At 70.1% G+C, this 17720-nt stretch carries 16 protein-coding genes; 15 read left to right on the top strand and 1 reads right to left on the bottom strand.

The window, feature by feature from the left end; translation table 11 throughout:
- The 14 genes from EOD73_RS09825 to EOD73_RS09760 all read left to right on the top strand — a co-directional run bounded on the left by EOD73_RS09825 (window position 1) and on the right by EOD73_RS09760 (window position 16254).
- Window positions 1-453, top strand: a complete 453-nt coding sequence (locus EOD73_RS09825) for a pilus assembly FimT family protein (RefSeq protein ID WP_127682814.1) — start codon at window positions 1-3, stop codon at window positions 451-453.
- Window positions 450-809 carry a type II secretion system minor pseudopilin GspI gene (gspI, locus tag EOD73_RS09820; RefSeq protein WP_127682813.1) on the top strand — a complete coding sequence of 120 codons (360 nt, stop codon included), beginning with the start codon at window positions 450-452 and terminating at the stop codon, window positions 807-809. Before EOD73_RS09825 ends, gspI begins: the two co-directional genes overlap by 4 nt.
- A 1-nt stretch (window position 810) precedes the next feature.
- The gene (locus tag EOD73_RS09815) at window positions 811-1482 is read left to right on the top strand and encodes a prepilin-type N-terminal cleavage/methylation domain-containing protein (RefSeq protein WP_127682812.1); all 672 of its coding nucleotides are present in this window, start codon (window positions 811-813) and stop codon (window positions 1480-1482) included.
- Window positions 1479-2459, top strand: coding sequence for a type II secretion system minor pseudopilin GspK (gene gspK, locus EOD73_RS09810; RefSeq protein ID WP_127682811.1), 981 nt, complete (start codon window positions 1479-1481; stop codon window positions 2457-2459). The genes EOD73_RS09815 and gspK overlap by 4 nt, the downstream gene beginning before the upstream one ends.
- 145 nt (window positions 2460-2604) lie before the next feature.
- The gene (gene gspL, locus EOD73_RS09805; protein ID WP_127682810.1) at window positions 2605-3789 is read left to right on the top strand and encodes a type II secretion system protein GspL; all 1185 of its coding nucleotides are present in this window, start codon (window positions 2605-2607) and stop codon (window positions 3787-3789) included.
- The gene (locus tag EOD73_RS09800) at window positions 3786-4265 is read left to right on the top strand and encodes a type II secretion system protein M (RefSeq protein WP_127682809.1); all 480 of its coding nucleotides are present in this window, start codon (window positions 3786-3788) and stop codon (window positions 4263-4265) included. Before gspL ends, EOD73_RS09800 begins: the two co-directional genes overlap by 4 nt.
- A complete protein-coding gene (gene gspN / locus EOD73_RS09795) occupies window positions 4262-5038 on the top strand; it encodes a type II secretion system protein N (protein ID WP_240660662.1) in 777 nt (258 codons plus the stop codon). Before EOD73_RS09800 ends, gspN begins: the two co-directional genes overlap by 4 nt.
- Before the next feature lie 18 nt (window positions 5039-5056).
- Entirely contained in the window at window positions 5057-7180 is a 2124-nt protein-coding gene (gene gspD, locus EOD73_RS09790) for a type II secretion system secretin GspD (RefSeq protein WP_127682808.1), read from the top strand.
- Between the two features lie 13 nt (window positions 7181-7193).
- Complete coding sequence (gspE, locus tag EOD73_RS09785; protein ID WP_127682807.1) at window positions 7194-8609, top strand: type II secretion system ATPase GspE; 1416 nt, start codon at window positions 7194-7196, stop codon at window positions 8607-8609.
- A 17-nt stretch (window positions 8610-8626) separates the two neighbouring features.
- The gene (gene gspF, locus EOD73_RS09780) at window positions 8627-9838 is read left to right on the top strand and encodes a type II secretion system inner membrane protein GspF (protein WP_127682806.1); all 1212 of its coding nucleotides are present in this window, start codon (window positions 8627-8629) and stop codon (window positions 9836-9838) included.
- A gap of 124 nt (window positions 9839-9962) precedes the next feature.
- Window positions 9963-10253 carry a co-chaperone GroES gene (groES, locus tag EOD73_RS09775; protein ID WP_127682805.1) on the top strand — a complete coding sequence of 97 codons (291 nt, stop codon included), beginning with the start codon at window positions 9963-9965 and terminating at the stop codon, window positions 10251-10253.
- Between the two features lie 34 nt (window positions 10254-10287).
- Window positions 10288-11925: a chaperonin GroEL gene (groL, locus tag EOD73_RS09770; RefSeq protein WP_127682804.1), complete on the top strand. Its 1638-nt coding sequence runs from the start codon at window positions 10288-10290 to the stop codon at window positions 11923-11925.
- A gap of 175 nt (window positions 11926-12100) precedes the next feature.
- Window positions 12101-14041 (top strand): DUF1631 family protein, encoded by a 1941-nt coding sequence (locus EOD73_RS09765; RefSeq protein WP_127682803.1) that lies wholly within the window; start codon window positions 12101-12103, stop codon window positions 14039-14041.
- Window positions 14038-16254 (top strand): patatin-like phospholipase family protein, encoded by a 2217-nt coding sequence (locus EOD73_RS09760; protein WP_127682802.1) that lies wholly within the window; start codon window positions 14038-14040, stop codon window positions 16252-16254. Before EOD73_RS09765 ends, EOD73_RS09760 begins: the two co-directional genes overlap by 4 nt.
- On the opposite strand, the gene yihA is transcribed toward EOD73_RS09760, so the two are convergent.
- Window positions 16238-16990 (bottom strand): ribosome biogenesis GTP-binding protein YihA/YsxC, encoded by a 753-nt coding sequence (gene yihA / locus EOD73_RS09755; protein WP_240660661.1) that lies wholly within the window; start codon window positions 16988-16990, stop codon window positions 16238-16240. The genes EOD73_RS09760 and yihA overlap by 17 nt on opposite strands.
- 88 nt (window positions 16991-17078) lie before the next feature.
- On the opposite strand from yihA, the gene EOD73_RS09750 reads away from it, so the two are divergent.
- Window positions 17079-17696, top strand: a complete 618-nt coding sequence (locus EOD73_RS09750; RefSeq protein ID WP_127682800.1) for a c-type cytochrome — start codon at window positions 17079-17081, stop codon at window positions 17694-17696.
- The last annotated feature ends 24 nt before the right edge of the window (window positions 17697-17720 follow it).

Genomic DNA, 17720 nt, shown 5'->3' with positions numbered 1-17720 from the left:
GTGCCCCGCAGCCGCGGCTTCACCCTGATCGAACTGATGGTGGTGCTGGCCCTGGTGGCCGTCGCCACCGCCAGCGTGGCCCTGGCCATGCGCAGTTCCGACCGCGACCAGTTGGAGCGCGAGGCCGAGCGCTTGGGCACCCTGCTCGACGCCGCGCGGGCCGAGGCCCGCACCCAGTCGGTGCCGGCCCGTTGGCGCCTGGTGCCCGACCCTGCCGGGGGCTCGCGCTTCGCGTTCGAAGGCCTGCCGGGCCGCACGCCCTGGCCCAGCCAGTGGTTGGGCCCCGAGGCCCCCACGGTCACCCTTGAGCCTGCCGCAGCGGCGGTAGTGCTGGGACCTGAGCCCCTGATCCCTGCCCAAACCCTGCGCCTGCGCCTGAACGAGGCCGAGGTACGCCTGGGCACCGACGGCTTGGGACCCTTTTCGTTGCAACGCGAGGCGCCCGCGCCATGAAGCCGCCGCGCGGCTTCACGCTCATCGAGGTCTTGGTGGCGCTGAGCATCGTCGCCATCACCCTGGCGGCCGGCATGAAGGCCGCCCACACCCTGGTGGGCAACGCCGAACGATTGCAGGCGGTGAGTGCCGCGCAGTGGTGCGGCGAAAACCAATTGGTGGAACTCAAGCTGACCAAGCAGTTCCCGGGTGTGGGCGACAGCGCCTTCGGCTGCGAGCAGCTCGGGCTGAGCTTCCAAGGTCGCTTGGAGGTGCGCGCCACGCCCAACCCCAGCTTCCGGCGCGTTGACGCGGTCGTGGGCACGCCCGAGGCCCCGCGCATGGTCGTCATCTCCACCGTGATGGGGCGCTACTGACATGGCCCCCAAGGTGCGCGGCTTCACCCTGGTGGAGGTGCTGGTGGCCATCGTGCTGCTGGCCCTGCTAACCGGCATGGCCTGGCGCGGCATCGACGGCCTGCTGCGCGCGCGCGAGGCCGGCGAGGCCAGCGTGGCCCGCAGCAGCCGCCTGCAGACCGTGGTGGCGCAATGGGAGCGCGACCTGGGCGAACTGCAGGACAGCCAGATCGTCCCCGCCCTCGATTTCGACGGCCGGGCGCTGCGCTTCACGCGCCGCGCGGCCGACGGCCTGCAGGTGGTGGTGTGGTGGGTGGAAGACGGCCGACTGTGGCGCTGGGCGTCGGCGCCCGCAAGCGCCCAGCCGGCTTTGATCGCCGCCTACCGGCGCTCGCAGCAAACCAGCACCTTGGCACCGCAGGCGCTGGCCGCCCTGTCGGGCGTCAGCGGCTGGCAGCTCGCGTACTTCCGGCTGAACGCCTGGACCAACGCCATGTCCAGCGCCGACCTGGACGCCACGACCGTCAAGCCGCCGGAAGGCTCGGCCTCGGTGCCGGCCAGTGGCGCCTCGTCGCCCGGCAACGACGCGCGGGCCAGCTTGCCCTCCGGCATCCGCCTGCGCCTGGAGTTCGGCGAGGGCAGCGGCTTTGGCGGCCCCTTGCTGCACCAAACCCTCATCCCGGGCGGCACATGAGGCCCGCCCCCCTGCCCCCACGCGGCGCGGCCTTGCTGACGGCGCTCTTGGTCGTCACCCTGGTGGCGACGCTGGCCGCCGCCATGGTCTGGCAGCAAACCCGTGCCATCAACACCGAAGCCGCCGACCGCGCGCGCAGCCAGGCCACCTGGGTGCTGCAAGGCGCGCTGGACTGGGCGCGCTTGATCCTGCGCGAAGACGCCCGGGCCAACCAGCGCGAGCCCGTGGACCACTTGGGCGAGGTCTGGGCCGTGCCCCTGGCCGAGGCGCGCCTGTCCACCTTTCTGGCAGCCGAACAAGGCGCAGCCGCCGCGGCGGACGATGGCGGGCCGGAGGCCTTCCTGTCGGGTGCCATCGTTGACGCGCAGGCCCGCTACAACCTGTCCAACCTGTTGCGCAACCGCGAGATCGACCCCTTGGAGCAACGCAGCTTGCTGCGCCTGTGCGCCAACGCCGGCGTGGACAGTGGCAGCGCCACCCGTTTGGTGCAGCAGCTTCGCGCCGCCAGCCAATCGCAAACCGACAACGAGAACGCCGACGTGCCCCTGCGGCCGCGCAGCGTCGCGCAACTGCGCTGGCTGGGGCTGGACGCCACCAGCGTGCGGCGCTTGGAGCCTTGGCTCATCGTGCTGCCCACGCCCACACCGGTCAACGTGAACACGGCCCCGCGCGAGGTCATCGCCGCCGTCATCGACGGGCTCGACCTGACCGCCGCCGACCGCATCGTGCAGGCCCGGCGGAACAAGCCGTTCCGCAACCTCGAGGAGCTCAAGCCCCTGCTGCCCGAAGGCACGGTGCTCAACAACGACCGCCTGGCCGTCAGCAGCAGCCACTTCATCGTCAGTGGCCGTCTGCGACTGGACGAGCGCGTGGTCGAGCAGCGCTCCCTGGTGCGCCGCCGCGGCCTCGAGGTCGACCTGGTGTGGCGCGAGCGGGTGGCCACGGTCGACCCGGCGACGCCGAGTCCGGCGCGCTGAACCGCGCCCGACCGAGCATGCGCGAATGCCGCCAGCCCCCCCCTGAAAGCCCCAGTCCGCGGCGCCTCGGCCGCCCTGGGCCGCTGCCTAGAATCGCCCGCCCCCTGATGCGGCGCCGGTCCAGGCGCTCTGAATCGCGCCCTTCATGCCCACGCTGATCCTGCCCCTGCCCGACGGTCCGCCTGCCGAGGCCTGGCCTTGGTTCCTGGTCGACGACACCGGTCACGTGCTCCGCCACGGGGACGATGCGCCGGCCCAGCTGCCGCCCGCCGATCGATTGGTGCTGGTGGCATCGCCCCACGCGGTGACCTGGTTGCGCACCACGCTGCCGGCGGTGGCGCCCAAGCGCTGGCGCACGGCCCTGCCGGGCCTGCTGGAAGAACAGCTGCTGGACGACCCCGACACCTTGTTGCTGGCCCTGCCCACCGGCGCGTCCGCGGGCAGCGAGACCTGGGTGGCCTGTGCCGCCCTGGCCCCGCTGCAAGCCGCGGTGAACGCCTTGGAGGGCGCGCAGCGCCGGGTGGACGCCATCGCCCCCTCGGCCTGGCCCACCGCCACCGACGCGCCGCCTCAGGGCCACGGGGTGGTGCGCGACGGCCAGACCCAGGTGCTGTGGCGCGACGCCAGCGGGGTGAGCGTGCTGCCCTTGGCCGGCGGTTTCGCCCGCGCCCGGCTGGGCGCCCAAGTGGCCGCGGCGCAGTGGACGGCCGAACCCGCGGCCGTGGCCGCGGTCGAGCAATGGCTGGGCCACCCGGTGAGCGTTCGTCCGCGCCCCGAGTGGCTGACCCAGGCCTTGGACGCCCCATGGGACCTGCGCCAAGGCGACTTGGCCCCGCGTTTGCGTGGCGTGCAAGTGCTCCAGCACTGGGGCCACCGCCTGATGCAACCCGCCTGGCGCCCGCTGCGTTGGGGCGTGCTCGCCCTGGTGGCCGTGCAACTGGTCGGCCTGAACGCCTTGGCGTGGCAGCAGCACCGGCAAGAGCAGGCCCGCCGGCAGGCCGCGCAGGCCGTGATGACCCAGGCCTTCCCCGGCGTGCCTGGCGGTGAGGTGGCACGACTGGGGCCCACCCTGGGCGCGCTTCGGGCCGCCGCCGGCGTGGCCGGGGCCGACGACCTCGAACCCCTGCTGGCCGCCGCCGCCCGCCATTGGCCCCAGGGCCTGGGGCCCGTGCAGGCCCTGGATTTCGAAGCCGGCCGGCTGACCTTGGCCGCGCCCGACTGGCGCGACGACCTGACCCCAGCCTTCGGCCAGGCCTTGGCCGCCGACGGCATCCAACTGCAGCAAGACGGCAGCCGCTTGGTCCTCCAAGCCGCGGGAGGCCTGCGATGAGTGCGACCTGGCAAGCACAGTGGGCGCGGATGTCACCGCGCGAGCGCGCGATGGTGGCGCTGGCCGCGGTGGCCGTGGGCCTGACGCTGTTGGTCGTGCTGGGCGTGCGCCCGGCCTGGAACCAACTGCAGAAAGGGCCGGCGCGCCTGCAACAACTCGACACCGAGTTGCAGGCCGTCCAGCGCGCGGCGCTGGAGGCCCAGGCCCTGCGCCAAGTCGCCCCCGTGCCCGCGGCCCAAGCCCAGGCGGCGTTGCAGGCGGCCACCGCCACCCTCGGCGCCCAAGCACAGCTGACCGTCCAAGGTGAGCGCGCCACCGTGCAGTTCCAAGAGGTGCCCGCCGAGGCCTTGATCCATTGGCTGGGCGAGGCGCGCCGCGCCGCGCGGGCCCGCCCGGTGCAGGCGCAGTTGCAGCGCGGCGCCAGCGGCAACCACTACAGCGGCACCGTGGTGCTGGCCTGGAGCGCCCAGCCGTGAGCCGCTGGGCCCGCGTCGCCCCAGGGTTGGCGGTCGGCCTGGGCGCCACCCTGGCGGCGGTCTGGCAAGCCCCAGCGCGTTGGCTGGCCGATGCCGTGGCCCAAGGCACCGAACAGCGCCTGCTCTTGGCCGACAGCGAGGGCAGCGTGTGGAACGGGTCGGCCCAGCTGGTGCTGACGGCCGGCACCGGCAGCCGCGACGCCAGCCGCTTGCCCGGTCGCTTGCACTGGACCTGGGCGTGGCAGCAGGGCGGCGCCGTGCTGCGCCTGCGCCTGGATTGCTGCAGCACCGAGCCGCTCTCGCTGCGGGTGCAGCCCGGCTGGGGCCGCTGGGCCTTGGCGCTCGACGCGGCGCCCGCCCCCTTGGTGCGCCTGCCTGCCGCCTGGCTCACGGGCCTGGGCACGCCCTTCAACACCCTGCAGCCGGGTGGCGAGATGTGGCTGCGCAGCCCCGAGGGCCTGCGCGCCGAGCGCCGGGACGCGGCTTGGACCCTGCAAGGGGGCTTGCAGCTGGAGCTGCGCCAACTCAGCACCCGGCTGGCCACCGTGAACCCCTTGGGCCAGTACCAACTGGACCTGCGCGCCCCTGGCCAATTGCAACTGCGCAGCCTGGCCGGCTCGGCCTTGCAACTGCAGGCCGAAGGCCAGCTGGTTCCGCGCTTGCAACTGCGCGGCGAGGCCAGCGCCGCCCCCGGCTTCGAAGCCGCGCTCGACAACCTTCTCAACATCGTGGGACGCCGCCAAGGCGCACGATCGCTGATCACCATCGGCTGACCCCCGAAAGACGACCCCATGACGATCCACTTTGCCCCCACTCCTTTGCGCGCCGCCGCGCTGGCCGTGCTGATGAGCGCCAGCGCCGTGGGCATGCCGGCCCTGGCCCAAGGCAACCGTCCGGCGGGCGTTCGGGCCGACACGCAGGTGACGCTGAACTTCGTCAACGCCGAGATCGACGCCGTCACCCGGGCCATGGCCGCCATGCAGGGCAAAACCATCGTGGTGGACCCGCGGGTCAAGGGCCAGATCACGCTCTACAGCGACCAACCCCTGCGCCCGGCCGAGGCCTACGCGCAGTACCTGTCGGCCCTGCGCGGCCTGGGCTTCGCGGTGATCGACGCCGCCGGCCTGCTGAAGGTGGTGCCCGAATCCGAGGCCAAGGTGCAGGCCACGGGCGTCTTGCTCGACGGCCAGCGCGTCAAGGGCGACCTGATCCTGACGCAGGTGTTTTCGCTCAAGCACGAGAACGCCAACAACCTGGTGGCCGTGCTGCGTCCGCTGGTCAACGTCAACAACACCATCAACGCCAACCCGGGCAACAACTCGCTGGTCATCACCGACTACGCCGACAACCTGGCCCGCATCGCCAAGATCATCGCGGCGCTGGACACCCCGGCCGCGACCGACATTGAAGTGGTGCCGCTGCAGCACACCGTGGCCAGCGACCTGGCCGCCCTGGTGCAGAAGCTGGGCGACGGCGCCGCCGCGGCCCCCGGCGCGGCGGCCGGCGTGGGCGGCGGCAGCAGCGTGCTGGCCGACCCGCGCGGCAACGCCCTGATCTTGCGCGCGGCGAACCCGGCGCGCCTGCTGGCCCTCAAGGCCCTGGTCTTGAAGCTGGACCAGCCCAGCGCCGACGCGAGCAGTCCGATCCGCGTGGTGCACCTGAAGAATGCCGATGCCACCAAGCTGGCCCAGGTCCTGCGTGCGGCGTTCAGCTCGAACGGTGGCGGCGCCAGCACGGGGAGCAGCGGCAGCAACCCCCTGTCCAGCACCGCCAACAACCTGCCCGCCGTGTCCACGAACCCGCAAAACGGGGCGGGCAACGTGGCCGGTCTGTCGGCCAGCACGCCGGTGGCGGCGTCGGCCAACCCATCCACCGGCGGCTTTGTGCAAGCCGACCCGGCGACCAACTCGCTGATCATCACCGCGCCCGAGCCCCTCTACCGCCAGATGCGCGTCGTCATCGACCAACTCGACGGCCGCCGTGCCCAGGTGTTCGTCGAGGCCATGATCGTGAAGCTGGACACGAGCAAGAGCGCGCAGTTCGGCGTGCAGTGGCAGAACCTGTTCGGCAACAAGGGCGACAGCACCATCACCGGCGCCGGCACCAACTTCGGCACGGGCACCAGCAACATCGTCAACGCCACGGGCGCCATCGCCAACGGCCTGGACGGCATCACCACCGCCGTCGCCCAAGGCGGCGCCCCCGCGGGCTTGAACCTGGGCGTGCTGAAGAAATTCGGCCAGTACTACACCCTGGGCGCGCTGGCCAACTTCCTGGAGCAGGAGGGCGGCGGCAACATCCTGTCGATGCCGACCTTGGTGGCGCTGGACAACGAAGAGGCGCAGATCCTCGTCGGCCAGAACGTGCCTTTCCTGACCGGCAGCTACGCGCAAAGCAGCGGCACGGGCAACACGGTGAACCCGTTCCAAACGGTGGAGCGCAAGGACGTCGGCCTGATCCTCAAGGTCAAGTCGCAGATCGGCGAGGGCGGCACGGTGCGCATGGTGGTCACGCAAGAGCTGTCCAGCATCGGCTCGCAGTCGGCCCAGGGGCCGATCACCAACAAGACCTCGGTGCAGACCACCGTCAGCGTCGACAACAACGACCTGCTGGTGCTGGGCGGCCTGATGCAGGACGAGTACAGCGACGGCAACAGCGGCGTGCCCGGCCTGTCCAAGATCCCGCTGCTGGGCAACCTGTTCAAGGGCGAGAACCGCAAACGCACCAAGAGCAACCTGATGATCTTCTTGCGCCCCATCGTCATGCGCGGGTCCGACGACGCCAACGCCCTGACCCTGGACCGCTACCAACAGATCCGCGCCGTGCAGGGCGAGGTGCAGCCGGCCTCGTCGATCGTGCTGCCCAACACGGGCGCGCCCCTCATCCCCCAGCGCCCCGCTGGCAAGGCCGACTGACCCGGGCCACGGCATGCGCTACCCGCTCCCCTACGCCTTCGCCAAGGCCCAGCACCTGTTGCTGGAGGTCGGCGCCGACGAGTCGGTGCTGTGGGCCGCCCCCGACTGCGCCTGGTCGGCCCTGGCCGAGGTGCAGCGCCGCCACCCGGTGGACCGCGTCGAGGCCCAAGATGCCGCGGGCCTGCAAGCCCGCATCCAGGCCGCTTACGCCGGTGGCGAGGGCAGTGCCGCACTGGTGGTCGGCGAGGTGGAGTCGGCCGTCGACCTGTCGCGCTTGCTGCAAGACCTGCCGGCCGTGGAGGACTTGCTGGAGGCCGCCAACGACGCCCCCATCATCCGCATGCTCAACGCGCTGCTGACGCAGGCCGCCAAAGACGGCGCGAGCGACATCCACATCGAGCCCTACGAGCGCAGCAGCGCCGTGCGCTTCCGGGTGGACGGCTCGCTGCGCGAGGTGGTGCAGCCCAACCGGGCGCTGCACGCCGCGCTCATCAGCCGGCTGAAGATCATGGCCGAGCTGGACATTGCCGAAAAGCGCCTGCCGCAGGACGGCCGCATCAGCCTGCGCATCGGCGGGCGCGCCATCGACGTGCGCGTTTCCACCCTGCCCAGCGCCCACGGCGAGCGCGCCGTGCTGCGCCTGCTGGACAAAAGCGACGCCAAGTTCAACCTCAGCTCGCTGGGCATGGCCGACCGCCTGCTGCACGACTTCACCCGCCTGGTGGCGCAACCGCACGGCATCGTGTTGGTCACCGGCCCCACCGGCTCGGGCAAGACGACGACCCTGTACGCCGCACTGCAGACCATCGACACCGCCACGAGCAACGTGCTCACCGTCGAAGACCCGATCGAGTACGAGTTGGCCGGCATCGGTCAAACGCAGGTCAACAGCAAGATCGACCTGACCTTCGCCAAGGCCCTGCGCGCCATCCTGCGCCAAGACCCCGACACCATCATGATCGGCGAGATCCGCGACTTCGAAACCGCGCAGATCGCCATCCAAGCCTCGCTCACCGGCCACCTGGTGCTGGCCACCTTGCACACCAACGACGCCCCCAGCGCGGTCACGCGCCTGGCGGACATGGGCGTGGAGCCCTTCTTGCTCTCCAGCTCGGTGCTGGGCGTGCTGGCCCAGCGCCTGGTGCGCAAGCTGTGTGGCAGCTGCAAGCGCCAAGACGGCGACGGGCGCTGGCACCCGGTGGGCTGCCCAGACTGCAGCCACACCGGCTACAAGGGCCGCACCGGCCTGTACGAACTGCTGGTGGCCGACGACCGCATCCGCCAGCTGATCCACGAACGCGCCCCCGAAAGCGCGCTGTGGGAGGCGGCGCGGGAGCAAGGCCTGCGCAGCATGCGCGAGGACGGCGAGCGCTTGGTGCGCGACGGCATCACCTCGCAAGAGGAAGTGCTGCGCGCCACGCGCGACTGACGCCAAGGCCCCCCGCCATGCCCGCTTACAAGTACGAGGCCCTGGACGCCGCCGGCCGCAGCCAAAGCGGCCTGCTCGAGGCCGACACCCCACGCGCCGCGCGCGCCCAATTGCGCGATCGCGGGCTGGCCCCGCTGAGCGTGGCCCCGGTCGCCACCCCGTCGGCCAAAGCAGGGTTCTCGCTGCAGCCCCGTGCCTTTGACAGCGCCAGCCTGGCCGTGTGGACGCGCCAGCTCGCCGGCCTGGTGGGCAGCGGCTTGCCCCTGGAGCGGGCGCTGACGGCCCTGACCGACGAGGCCGAGACCCCGCGCCAGCGCGACCTCCTGGCCAGCCTGCGCGCCGAGGTCAACGCCGGCGCCAGCTTCGCCCGTGCCATGGCCACGGCCCCGCGCGAATTCGACGAGGTTTACCGCGGCGTGGTGGCCGCCGGCGAGGCCTCCGGCGCGCTCGGCCTGGTGCTCGAGCGCCTGGCCGACGACCTGGAAGAACGCCAGGCCCTGCGCAACAAGGTCATGGGGGCCATGGCCTACCCGGCCTTCATCTGCATCGTGGCCGTGCTCATCGTGGGCTTCCTGGTCACCTACGTCGTGCCGCAAGTCGCCCAGGCCTTCACCAGCACCCGCCAGCAGTTGCCCGCGCTCACCGTGGCCATCGTGGGCCTGTCCGGCTTCGTGCGGCAATGGGGCTGGCTGATGGCTTTGGGCCTGGTCGCGGCGGGCGGGGGGCTGGCCTTGGCCCTGCGCGAGCCGGGCTTTCGCCTGCGCTTCGACGCCGGCTGGCTGCGCCTGCCCCTGATCGGGCGCCTGGCCCGGGGCTACAACGCCGCGCGCTTCGCCGCCACCCTGGGCATGCTCGCGGCGGCCGGGGTGCCCATCCTGAAGGCCCTGCAGGCGGCGGCCGAGACCCTGTCCAACCACGCCATGCGCGCCGACGCGCTCGACGCCCTGGTGCAGGTGCGCGAGGGCGCCCCCCTGGGAGCCGCACTGGCCGCCAAGAAGCGTTTCCCCGGCCTGCTGGCCATGTTCGCCCGCTTGGGCGAGCAAACCGGCCAGCTGCCCGCCATGCTGGAGCGGGCGGGCAAGCAACTGTCCAGCGAGGTGCAGCGGCGGGCCATGGCCGCCGCGACCATCCTGGAGCCCTTGCTGATCGTGGCCATGGGCCTGGTCGTGCTGGCCATCGTCATGGCCGTGCTGCAACCCATCATCCAGTTGCAGAACTTCGCGCGCTGACCCCTTGAAGGCGGAAAAGCCGCCCCTATACTTCGGTCACTAGCACTCGCCGCGGGTGAGTGCTAACAGCTCGGCGCCCGGCCTTTGGCCCCGCGGTGCCCCGTTTTTTCCCAAAGGAGAACCCATGAAGCTGCGTCCCCTGCACGATCGCGTGATCGTCAAGCGCCTCGAGAACGAAACCAAGACCGCCTCCGGCATCGTCATCCCCGACAACGCCGCCGAGAAGCCCGACCAGGGCGAAGTCCTGGCCGTGGGCCCGGGCAAGCGCAACGACAAGGGCGAGCAAATCGCCCTGAACGTCAAAGTGGGCGACCGCGTGCTGTTCGGCAAGTACAGCGGCCAGACCGTCAAGGTCGATGGCGACGAACTGCTGGTGATGAAAGAGGACGACCTCTTCGCCGTGGTTGAGAAGTAATCAGCCCCACTGAACTGAATTCGGAGATACACACATGGCAGCAAAAGACGTGATCTTTGGCGGCGAGGCCCGTGCCCGCATGGTCGAAGGCGTGAACATCTTGGCCAACGCGGTCAAGGTGACCCTGGGCCCCAAGGGCCGCAACGTGGTGCTGGAGCGCTCGTTCGGCGCCCCCACGGTGACCAAGGACGGCGTGTCGGTCGCCAAGGAAATCGAGCTGAAAGACAAGCTCCAGAACATGGGCGCCCAGATGGTCAAGGAAGTCGCTTCCAAGACCAGCGACAACGCCGGTGACGGCACCACCACCGCCACCGTGCTGGCCCAAGCCATCGTGCGCGAAGGCATGAAGTACGTGGCCGCCGGCATGAATCCGATGGACCTGAAGCGCGGCATCGACAAGGCCGTGTCGGCCCTGGTTGCCGAGCTGAAGAAGGCCTCGAAGGCCACCACCACCAGCAAGGAAATCGCCCAAGTCGGTTCGATCTCGGCCAACAGCGACGAGTCGATCGGCACCATCATCGCCAACGCGATGGACAAGGTCGGCAAGGAAGGCGTGATCACCGTTGAAGACGGCAAGAGCCTGGACAACGAGCTGGACGTCGTCGAAGGCATGCAGTTCGACCGCGGCTACCTGTCGCCCTACTTCATCAACCAGCCGGAAAAGCAAGTCGCCCTGCTGGACAACCCCTTCGTGCTGCTGCACGACAAGAAGATCAGCAACATCCGCGACCTGCTGCCGGTGCTGGAGCAAGTGGCCAAGGCCGGCCGCCCGCTGCTGATCATTGCCGAAGAAGTCGACGGTGAAGCCCTGGCCACGCTGGTGGTCAACACCATCCGCGGCATCCTGAAGGTCGTGGCCGTCAAGGCCCCGGGCTTCGGCGACCGCCGCAAGGCCATGCTGGAAGACATCGCCATCCTGACGGGCGGCAAGGTCATCGCCGAAGAAGTCGGCCTGACCCTGGAGAAGGTCACCCTGGCCGACCTGGGCCAAGCCAAGCGCATCGAAGTCGCCAAGGAAAACACCACCATCATCGATGGCGCCGGTGCCGCGGCCGACATCGAAGCCCGCGTCAAGCAGATCCGCATCCAGATCGAAGAAGCCACCAGCGACTACGACCGCGAGAAGCTGCAAGAGCGCGTGGCCAAGCTGGCCGGCGGTGTCGCCGTCATCAAGGTCGGTGCGGCCACCGAAGTCGAGATGAAGGAAAAGAAGGCCCGCGTGGAAGACGCGCTGCACGCCACCCGTGCGGCCGTGGAAGAAGGCATCGTCGCCGGTGGTGGCGTGGCCCTGCTGCGCGCCAAGCAAGCCGCTGGCGAGATCAAGGGCGACAACGCCGACCAAGACGCCGGCATCAAGCTGGTCTTGAAGGCCATCGAAGCCCCGCTGCGCGAGATCGTGGCCAACGCCGGTGGCGAGCCGAGCGTGGTCGTCAATGCCGTGCTGAACGGCAAGGGCAACTACGGCTTCAACGCCGCCAACGACACCTACGGCGACATGATCGAGATGGGCATCTTGGACCCCACCAAGGTCACCCGCACCGCGCTGCAAAACGCCGCCTCCGTCGCCAGCTTGATGCTGACGACCGAGTGCATGGTGGCCGAGGCCCCGAAGGACGAAACCCCGATGCCCGCCCCCGGCGGCATGGGCGGCATGGGCGGCATGGACATGTAAGAAGCCGGCGCCACGGATGTGGCGCCCTTCTTGGCGTGTTCCGCCTGGCAAGGCCCCTTCGGGGGCCTTTTTCTTTGGTGAGTGAGAAATAGTGCCGCTACGGCCGCGACCTTTCGCCCCGAGGCGTGGGGGGCGCGTGCATGACAGCCACTCGGCCCCATGTTCTGATTCGACCATGGCCATCAATGCAACCCTCCAGGCCCTGCTGGAAGTCGTCGCCGCCGACGTGCCGCGGCTGGCGCGGCTCCTGGTCGACCACATCGGCGCGGCGGTGCAACAGTCCCGCCACGTCGCCCTGCGCGACGCCTGGACGCGCCGGCGCAAGCGCTTCCAGATGGAGTTCGAGACCAGCCTGAGCCCTCGCCTGGCCCAAGCCCGCCAAGGGCAGGACCCCTTCCGCCGCCGCATCGTCAGCCTGGACCAGCTCAGCTTGGTGGACGAGCACCAAGCCCTGCAGGACGTGGGCGTGAACCACGCCGCCAAGGTCTGCCAGGAAGCCTTCAGCACCGAGCTGTTCCAGCTCAACAACTTCTTCTCCGCACTGGAAGGCATGCAGCATGGCCGCGAGCCCAATTGGCTGCGCCCCGCCCTCTTCGCGCAGGCCATGGCCGAGGCCCTGGCCGGGCACGATCTGACGGCCGAGCAGCACTACCAGCTGATGCAAGTGGCCAGCCCCTGCCTGGCCAGCGCCCTGGCGCCGCTGTACCAATCGCTGATCGCCACCCTGCGCGAGCACAAGGTGGCCCAACTGGTCAGCACCAGCGCCCCCGGACGCCAACAGCCCAACAACCTGGCCGCCCTGCAAGAGCGCGTCGAGTCGGGCCCCGCCCGCAGCGCGGAGGTCACGGTGCTGCCCGGCATGCGCAGCCAGGGCCTGCTGCACCAGCTCTACCAACGCGTCCTGGCCGATCCGGGCTTGAGCCAACCGGTGAAAACCGAGCTGTCCAAGCTGCAACTGGCCATGGAACGCCTGAGCCTGGTCGACCCCACGCTGCTGCGCGACCAGACCCACCCGGCCTGGCGCCTGATCAACGCCGTGGCCGCCTACGGCTCGACCTTCGCCAGCGTCGACGACCCGCGCCTGATCGACTTCTTGAATTTTCTTGGCCAGCAGACGGCGGCGCTGATCAACGCCCCGGCCCCCAGCGTCCAACAGTTCGACGGCCTGCGTCGCCTGATCGACGCCTTCATCGCCCGCCAGGTGCGCGCGGTGCAGGCGCAGCCTTCGGCCGCCGAACTGGCGAAGATGGCCCGCGAACGCCAGCGCCCGACCTGGACGCAACTCGTGCACGACCAGCTCGAAGCCCAGCTGGTCGACGTGCCCATCAGCAGCAGCCTGCGCCGCTTCCTGACCGGGGCCTGGGTCGATGCCATCGTGCACAGCATGGTGCTTGAGGGCGAGGACGCCCCCAAGGTGCAGGCCCAGATCCAGCTCGTCGACGAGCTGATCGACAGCCTCATGCCCTTGCCGGACGAGGCCTCGCGCGACGCCTTGCGCAAGCGACTGCCCGACCTGATCCGGCGCCTCGAAGCCGGCATGGAGAACGTGAACCTCAACCCGTCGCAGCGCAGCGCGGTGTTCTCCGAACTCATGACCCTGCACGGCCGCGTGCTCAGCGGCAAGGGCCTGGGCGTGCCCAGCCTCAACCCGAGCGCCAGCCCCGATTCGCAGCAGGATTCCCGCCACGATTCGCGGGCCGACTCGCGCAGCTCGCGCTTGGACGCCGAGTCCACCCTGCAAGGCCTGCTGGCCGAGCGGCACAGCGAGTTCGGCTCGGTCTGGGCCAGTGCCGACGTCGACCGCTCCATGCTGCCGACCCAACCGCAGGGCCTGCAAGCCGGCGAGCAAGCGCGCGCCGACCAGCTGTGGATCGACAGTCTGCAAATCGGCCATTGGCTGCACTTGATGGCGCACGGCCAATGGCGCACCTCGCAGCTGGCCTGGATCAGCGAAGATGGCGAGTTCTACCTGTTCGTGGGCCAAGACGAAGCCGATCGCCAGTCGATCACGCGGGGCGCTTTGCGCCAGCTGTACCGCAGCGGCTTGGCCATCAACCTCGAACAGGAAGGCGTGGTCGAACGCGCCATCCATGCCCTGATGCACGATTTGGGATGAACCTCCGCCGTTGGGCCGCTGGTGCCCTGCTCGGCCTGGTGCTGAGCCTCGGCGCCACGGCCCAAACCCCGCCCCGACCTGGGGTGGGCTTGGTGCTGTCCGGTGGCGGCGCCCGCGGCCTGGCGCACATCGGGGTCTTGCGCGTGCTGGAGCGCGAACGCATCCCTGTCGTCGCCGTGGCGGGCACGTCCATGGGGGCCATCGTGGGCGGGCTGTACGCCTCGGGGGTGAGCCCCGAGGAGCTGCAGCGTGAACTGCAAAGCCTGGACTGGGCCGAGGTATTCGCCAACCGCGTCGACCGTCCTCACCTGAGCCAGCGGCGCAAGGAAGAGGACTACGCCTTCTCGGGCGCCGTGGAGTTGGGCCTGCGCGACGGAGAACTTCGCGCCCCCCAGGGCACCGTTTCCACGCGGGTTCTGGAGGTATTGCTGCGGCGGCTGACCTTTCCCGTGCGGCACATCGCCCGCTTCGAGGGACTGCCCATCCCCTTCCGTGCGGTGGCCACGGACATGGAAACCGGCGAGCCCCTGGTGCTGCAAGAGGGCGACCTCGCCCAGGCCATGCGCGCCAGCATGAGCGTGCCTGGCGTTTTCGCCCCCATCGAGTGGGACGACCGGCTGCTGGGCGATGGCGGCCTGGTGAACAACCTGCCCGTGGACGTGGTGCGGGCCATGGGCGCGCGGCAGGTGATCGCCGTCAACGTCGGGACCCCACTGGCGCCGCGCAAGAGCCTGAACTCCCTGGTCGGCTTGACGGCCCAGATGGTCAACATCTTGACCGAGCAAAACGTCAAGCGCAGCCTGGCCAGCTTGTGGGACGACGACCTGCTGGTCACGCCCGATCTGGCCGCATACGGCTCGGGCGACTTCACCAAGGCGGCCGACATCATCCGGGCCGGCGAACAGGCGGCCGAAGCCTTGGTGCCGCGCTTGCGGGCCTTTTCGGTGTCGGCCGAGGCCTATGCCACTTGGCGCGCGCAGCGCCAAACCATGAACCTGCCACCGCCTCGCGTGGTGGCCGTGCGTTTCGAGGGCAGCGAGCGCACGCAGCCCGAGCGCTACGTGCCGGTGTTGGACTCGCGCGTGGGCGACCCCTTCGACAGCGACAAGGCCGTGCGCGACACGCGGCTGCTGGCCGCCAGCGGCGACTACGCCCGCGTGGACTTCCGCCTCGAACCCACGCCCGTGGGCGATACCCTGGTCTTCGAGCTCGACGACAAGCCTTGGGGACCCAACTACTTCCGCATCGGCCTGGACCTGTCCACCGACGGCACGGGCAACAGCCATTTCAACCTGCGCATCAGCCACAACCGCCATTGGCTGAACCTGCTCGGTGGCGAATGGCGCAACCAGCTGACCCTGGGGCGCAACCCCCGCCTGTTCACCGAGCTGTACCAACCCCTGTCCGAGCAGGTGGGCACGCGCGGCGACTGGTTCGTGGCCGGCTGGCTCGAAGGGCTGGGGCGCCCCACCAGCCTGTACGACGCGCAAGGGCAAGAAACGGCGCAACTGCAACGCCGCAGCGTCACCGCCGGCCTGGACCTCGGCCAGCCCTACGGCCGGCGGGGCGAGCTGCGCCTGGGCTTCTGGCACCAAACCTGGCGCTGGCACGAACGCCTCAGCCGCGTGGCACTCGACCCGAGCGATTTGATGCGCACCCAGCGCATCCAGGGCTTGAGAGCGACGGCCCGCTGGGACCTCCTCGACGATGCCAACTTCCCCCGCAACGGCTGGCGCACGGCCTTCACGGCCCTGACGGGCTCGCAACGCGGGACCGAGCGGCGCGTGGAGCGCTGGGAAATGGAAGCCGGGCGGGCCGACAGCTGGGGCGTCGACACCCTGAGCACCAGCTTGCGCCTGGCCGCATCGCGCCAAGGGCGCGAGCAACTGGGCGGGGTCTACACCTTGGGCGGCTTCCACCAGTTGTCGGGCCTGGAGCCCGACCAACTCGGCGGCAACGCCCTGATGCTGGGCCGTGCCGTTTGGTACCGGCGACTCACCGATGCGCCCGTGTTCACACGGGGATGGTTCGTCGGGGCCTCGCTGGAAGCGGGCAACACCTGGCCAGACGCGCGCGACCTGCGGCCCAGCCATTTGCGCTGGGCGGGCAGCCTCTTTGTGGGGGCCGACACCGGCCTGGGCCCGCTGTACCTCGCGCTGGGGTCGGCGCGCGGCGGCAGCACCGCGGTTTACCTGTTCATCGGTCGGCCGTAGGGGCCGCGTCGTCGGATTCGGCTTCAGATTCGGATTCGGATTCGGGGCCGTGTTCGACCTCGTCCCGCGGTGACACCCATTCCTGCAACTGCCGCGCCGCGTCGGCCACGCCCTGGTTCTTCAAGGCCGAAAACAGCGACACGCCGATGTCGCTCTGCTCGGTCAGCACGTAGCTGGCCAGCAGCTCCTGCGTCTCGCGCAAGATGGCCGCCTGCTCCTTGCGGTTGAGCTTGTCGGCCTTGGTCAGCAGCACCAAGAGGCTGATCTCGCCCGCGTAGATGCGCTCGGCCATGAAGTCGATCAGCTGGCGGTCCAGGTCGGTCAGGCCGTGGCGGCTGTCCACCATCTGCACCACGCCGCGCAGGGGCTCGCGCTGCTGCAGGTAGTCGGCCATCACCTTTTGCCAGCGCTGCTTGGCGTCGCGGTTGACCGCGGCGTAGCCGTAGCCCGGCAAGTCGGCCCACAACTGGTTGGGGGCGTCCTTGGGGCCGACGTGGAACAGGTTGATGTGCTGGGTGCGTCCGGGGGTCTTGGACGCGAAGGCCAAGCGCTTGGTTTGCGCCAGGGTGTTGATCGCCGTGCTTTTGCCGGCGTTCGAGCGGCCGACGAAGGCCACCTCCGGCAAACCGGTCTCGGGCAGCTGGTGCAACTGCGCGGCCGTGGTGAAAAAGCGCGCGGTGTGGGCCCAGCCCAGCACCTCTTTGTCCGTCGGGGTGGGGGTGAGGGGCTCGGTCATAGAGGGCGGCATTGTAAGATTCGCCGCCTTTGGGGCCTGAACCGGCCCCGTTCAAGACGCTCCCTTGCCAAGAAAGCGCCCCCGCACCATGAAGCTGCGCCTCCTCGCCCTTGCTCTGTTCGCCGCCAGCGCCGTCCAGGCCAACGAGCCGCCCAAGGCCCCGGCCAAGCCCGATTTGGCCAAGGGCCAGGCCATCTCGACCCAGGTGTGCGCGGCCTGCCACACGGCCGATGGCACCCGCGGCAGCCCGGCCAACCCGATCCTGGCCGGCCAGCACCCCGAGTACCTGGTCAAGCAACTGCAAGAGTTCAAGAGCGGCAAGCGCAAGAACGCCGTGATGGCCGGCTTCGCGGGCACCCTGAGCGACGACGACATGCGCAACGTCGCCGCTTTCTACGCCAGCAAGACCGCCAAGCCGGGCACGGCCAAGAACAAGGCCACCGTCGAGCTGGGCCAAAAGATCTACCGCGGCGGCATCATGGCCAAGGGCGTGCCCGCCTGCGCGGCCTGCCACGGCCCCACGGGCAGCGGCTTGCCGGCGCAGTACCCCCGCCTGGGCGGTCAGCATGCCGACTACGTCGAAGCCCAAATGCTGGCCTTCCGCAGCGGTGCGCGCGCCAACAACGCCCAGATGACGGGCGTGGCCGCCAACATGAACGACGCCGAAATCAAGGCCGTCTCCGACTACATCGCGGGCTTGCGCTGAGTCAAACCCTGATCACCTGAAAGC

Origin of the sequence: Inhella crocodyli (assembly GCF_004004565.1) — a bacterium.
In the GTDB taxonomy this organism is placed as follows: Bacteria; Pseudomonadota; Gammaproteobacteria; order Burkholderiales; family Burkholderiaceae_C; genus Inhella; species Inhella crocodyli.
The sequence above is the reverse complement of the archived record's forward strand: the minus strand, read 5'-3'. Positions and strand labels throughout refer to the sequence as shown.

Excerpts from the sequence above, each read along its gene's own strand:
- gspD (WP_127682808.1), top strand. The coding sequence starts at position 5,057 with ATGACGATCCACTTTGCCCCCACTCCTTTGCGCGCCGCCGCGCTGGCC.
- gspI (WP_127682813.1), top strand. The coding sequence starts at position 450 with ATGAAGCCGCCGCGCGGCTTCACGCTCATCGAGGTCTTGGTGGCGCTG.
- groL (WP_127682804.1), top strand. The coding sequence starts at position 10,288 with ATGGCAGCAAAAGACGTGATCTTTGGCGGCGAGGCCCGTGCCCGCATG.
- gspL (WP_127682810.1), top strand. The coding sequence starts at position 2,605 with ATGCCCACGCTGATCCTGCCCCTGCCCGACGGTCCGCCTGCCGAGGCC.
- EOD73_RS09800 (WP_127682809.1), top strand. The coding sequence starts at position 3,786 with ATGAGTGCGACCTGGCAAGCACAGTGGGCGCGGATGTCACCGCGCGAG.
- gspE (WP_127682807.1), top strand. The coding sequence starts at position 7,194 with ATGCGCTACCCGCTCCCCTACGCCTTCGCCAAGGCCCAGCACCTGTTG.
- EOD73_RS09750 (WP_127682800.1), top strand. The coding sequence starts at position 17,079 with ATGAAGCTGCGCCTCCTCGCCCTTGCTCTGTTCGCCGCCAGCGCCGTC.
- groES (WP_127682805.1), top strand. The coding sequence starts at position 9,963 with ATGAAGCTGCGTCCCCTGCACGATCGCGTGATCGTCAAGCGCCTCGAG.
- gspF (WP_127682806.1), top strand. The coding sequence starts at position 8,627 with ATGCCCGCTTACAAGTACGAGGCCCTGGACGCCGCCGGCCGCAGCCAA.
- EOD73_RS09765 (WP_127682803.1), top strand. The coding sequence starts at position 12,101 with ATGGCCATCAATGCAACCCTCCAGGCCCTGCTGGAAGTCGTCGCCGCC.
- yihA (WP_240660661.1), bottom strand. The coding sequence starts at position 16,990 with ATGACCGAGCCCCTCACCCCCACCCCGACGGACAAAGAGGTGCTGGGC.
- EOD73_RS09815 (WP_127682812.1), top strand. The coding sequence starts at position 811 with ATGGCCCCCAAGGTGCGCGGCTTCACCCTGGTGGAGGTGCTGGTGGCC.
- EOD73_RS09760 (WP_127682802.1), top strand. The coding sequence starts at position 14,038 with ATGAACCTCCGCCGTTGGGCCGCTGGTGCCCTGCTCGGCCTGGTGCTG.
- gspK (WP_127682811.1), top strand. The coding sequence starts at position 1,479 with ATGAGGCCCGCCCCCCTGCCCCCACGCGGCGCGGCCTTGCTGACGGCG.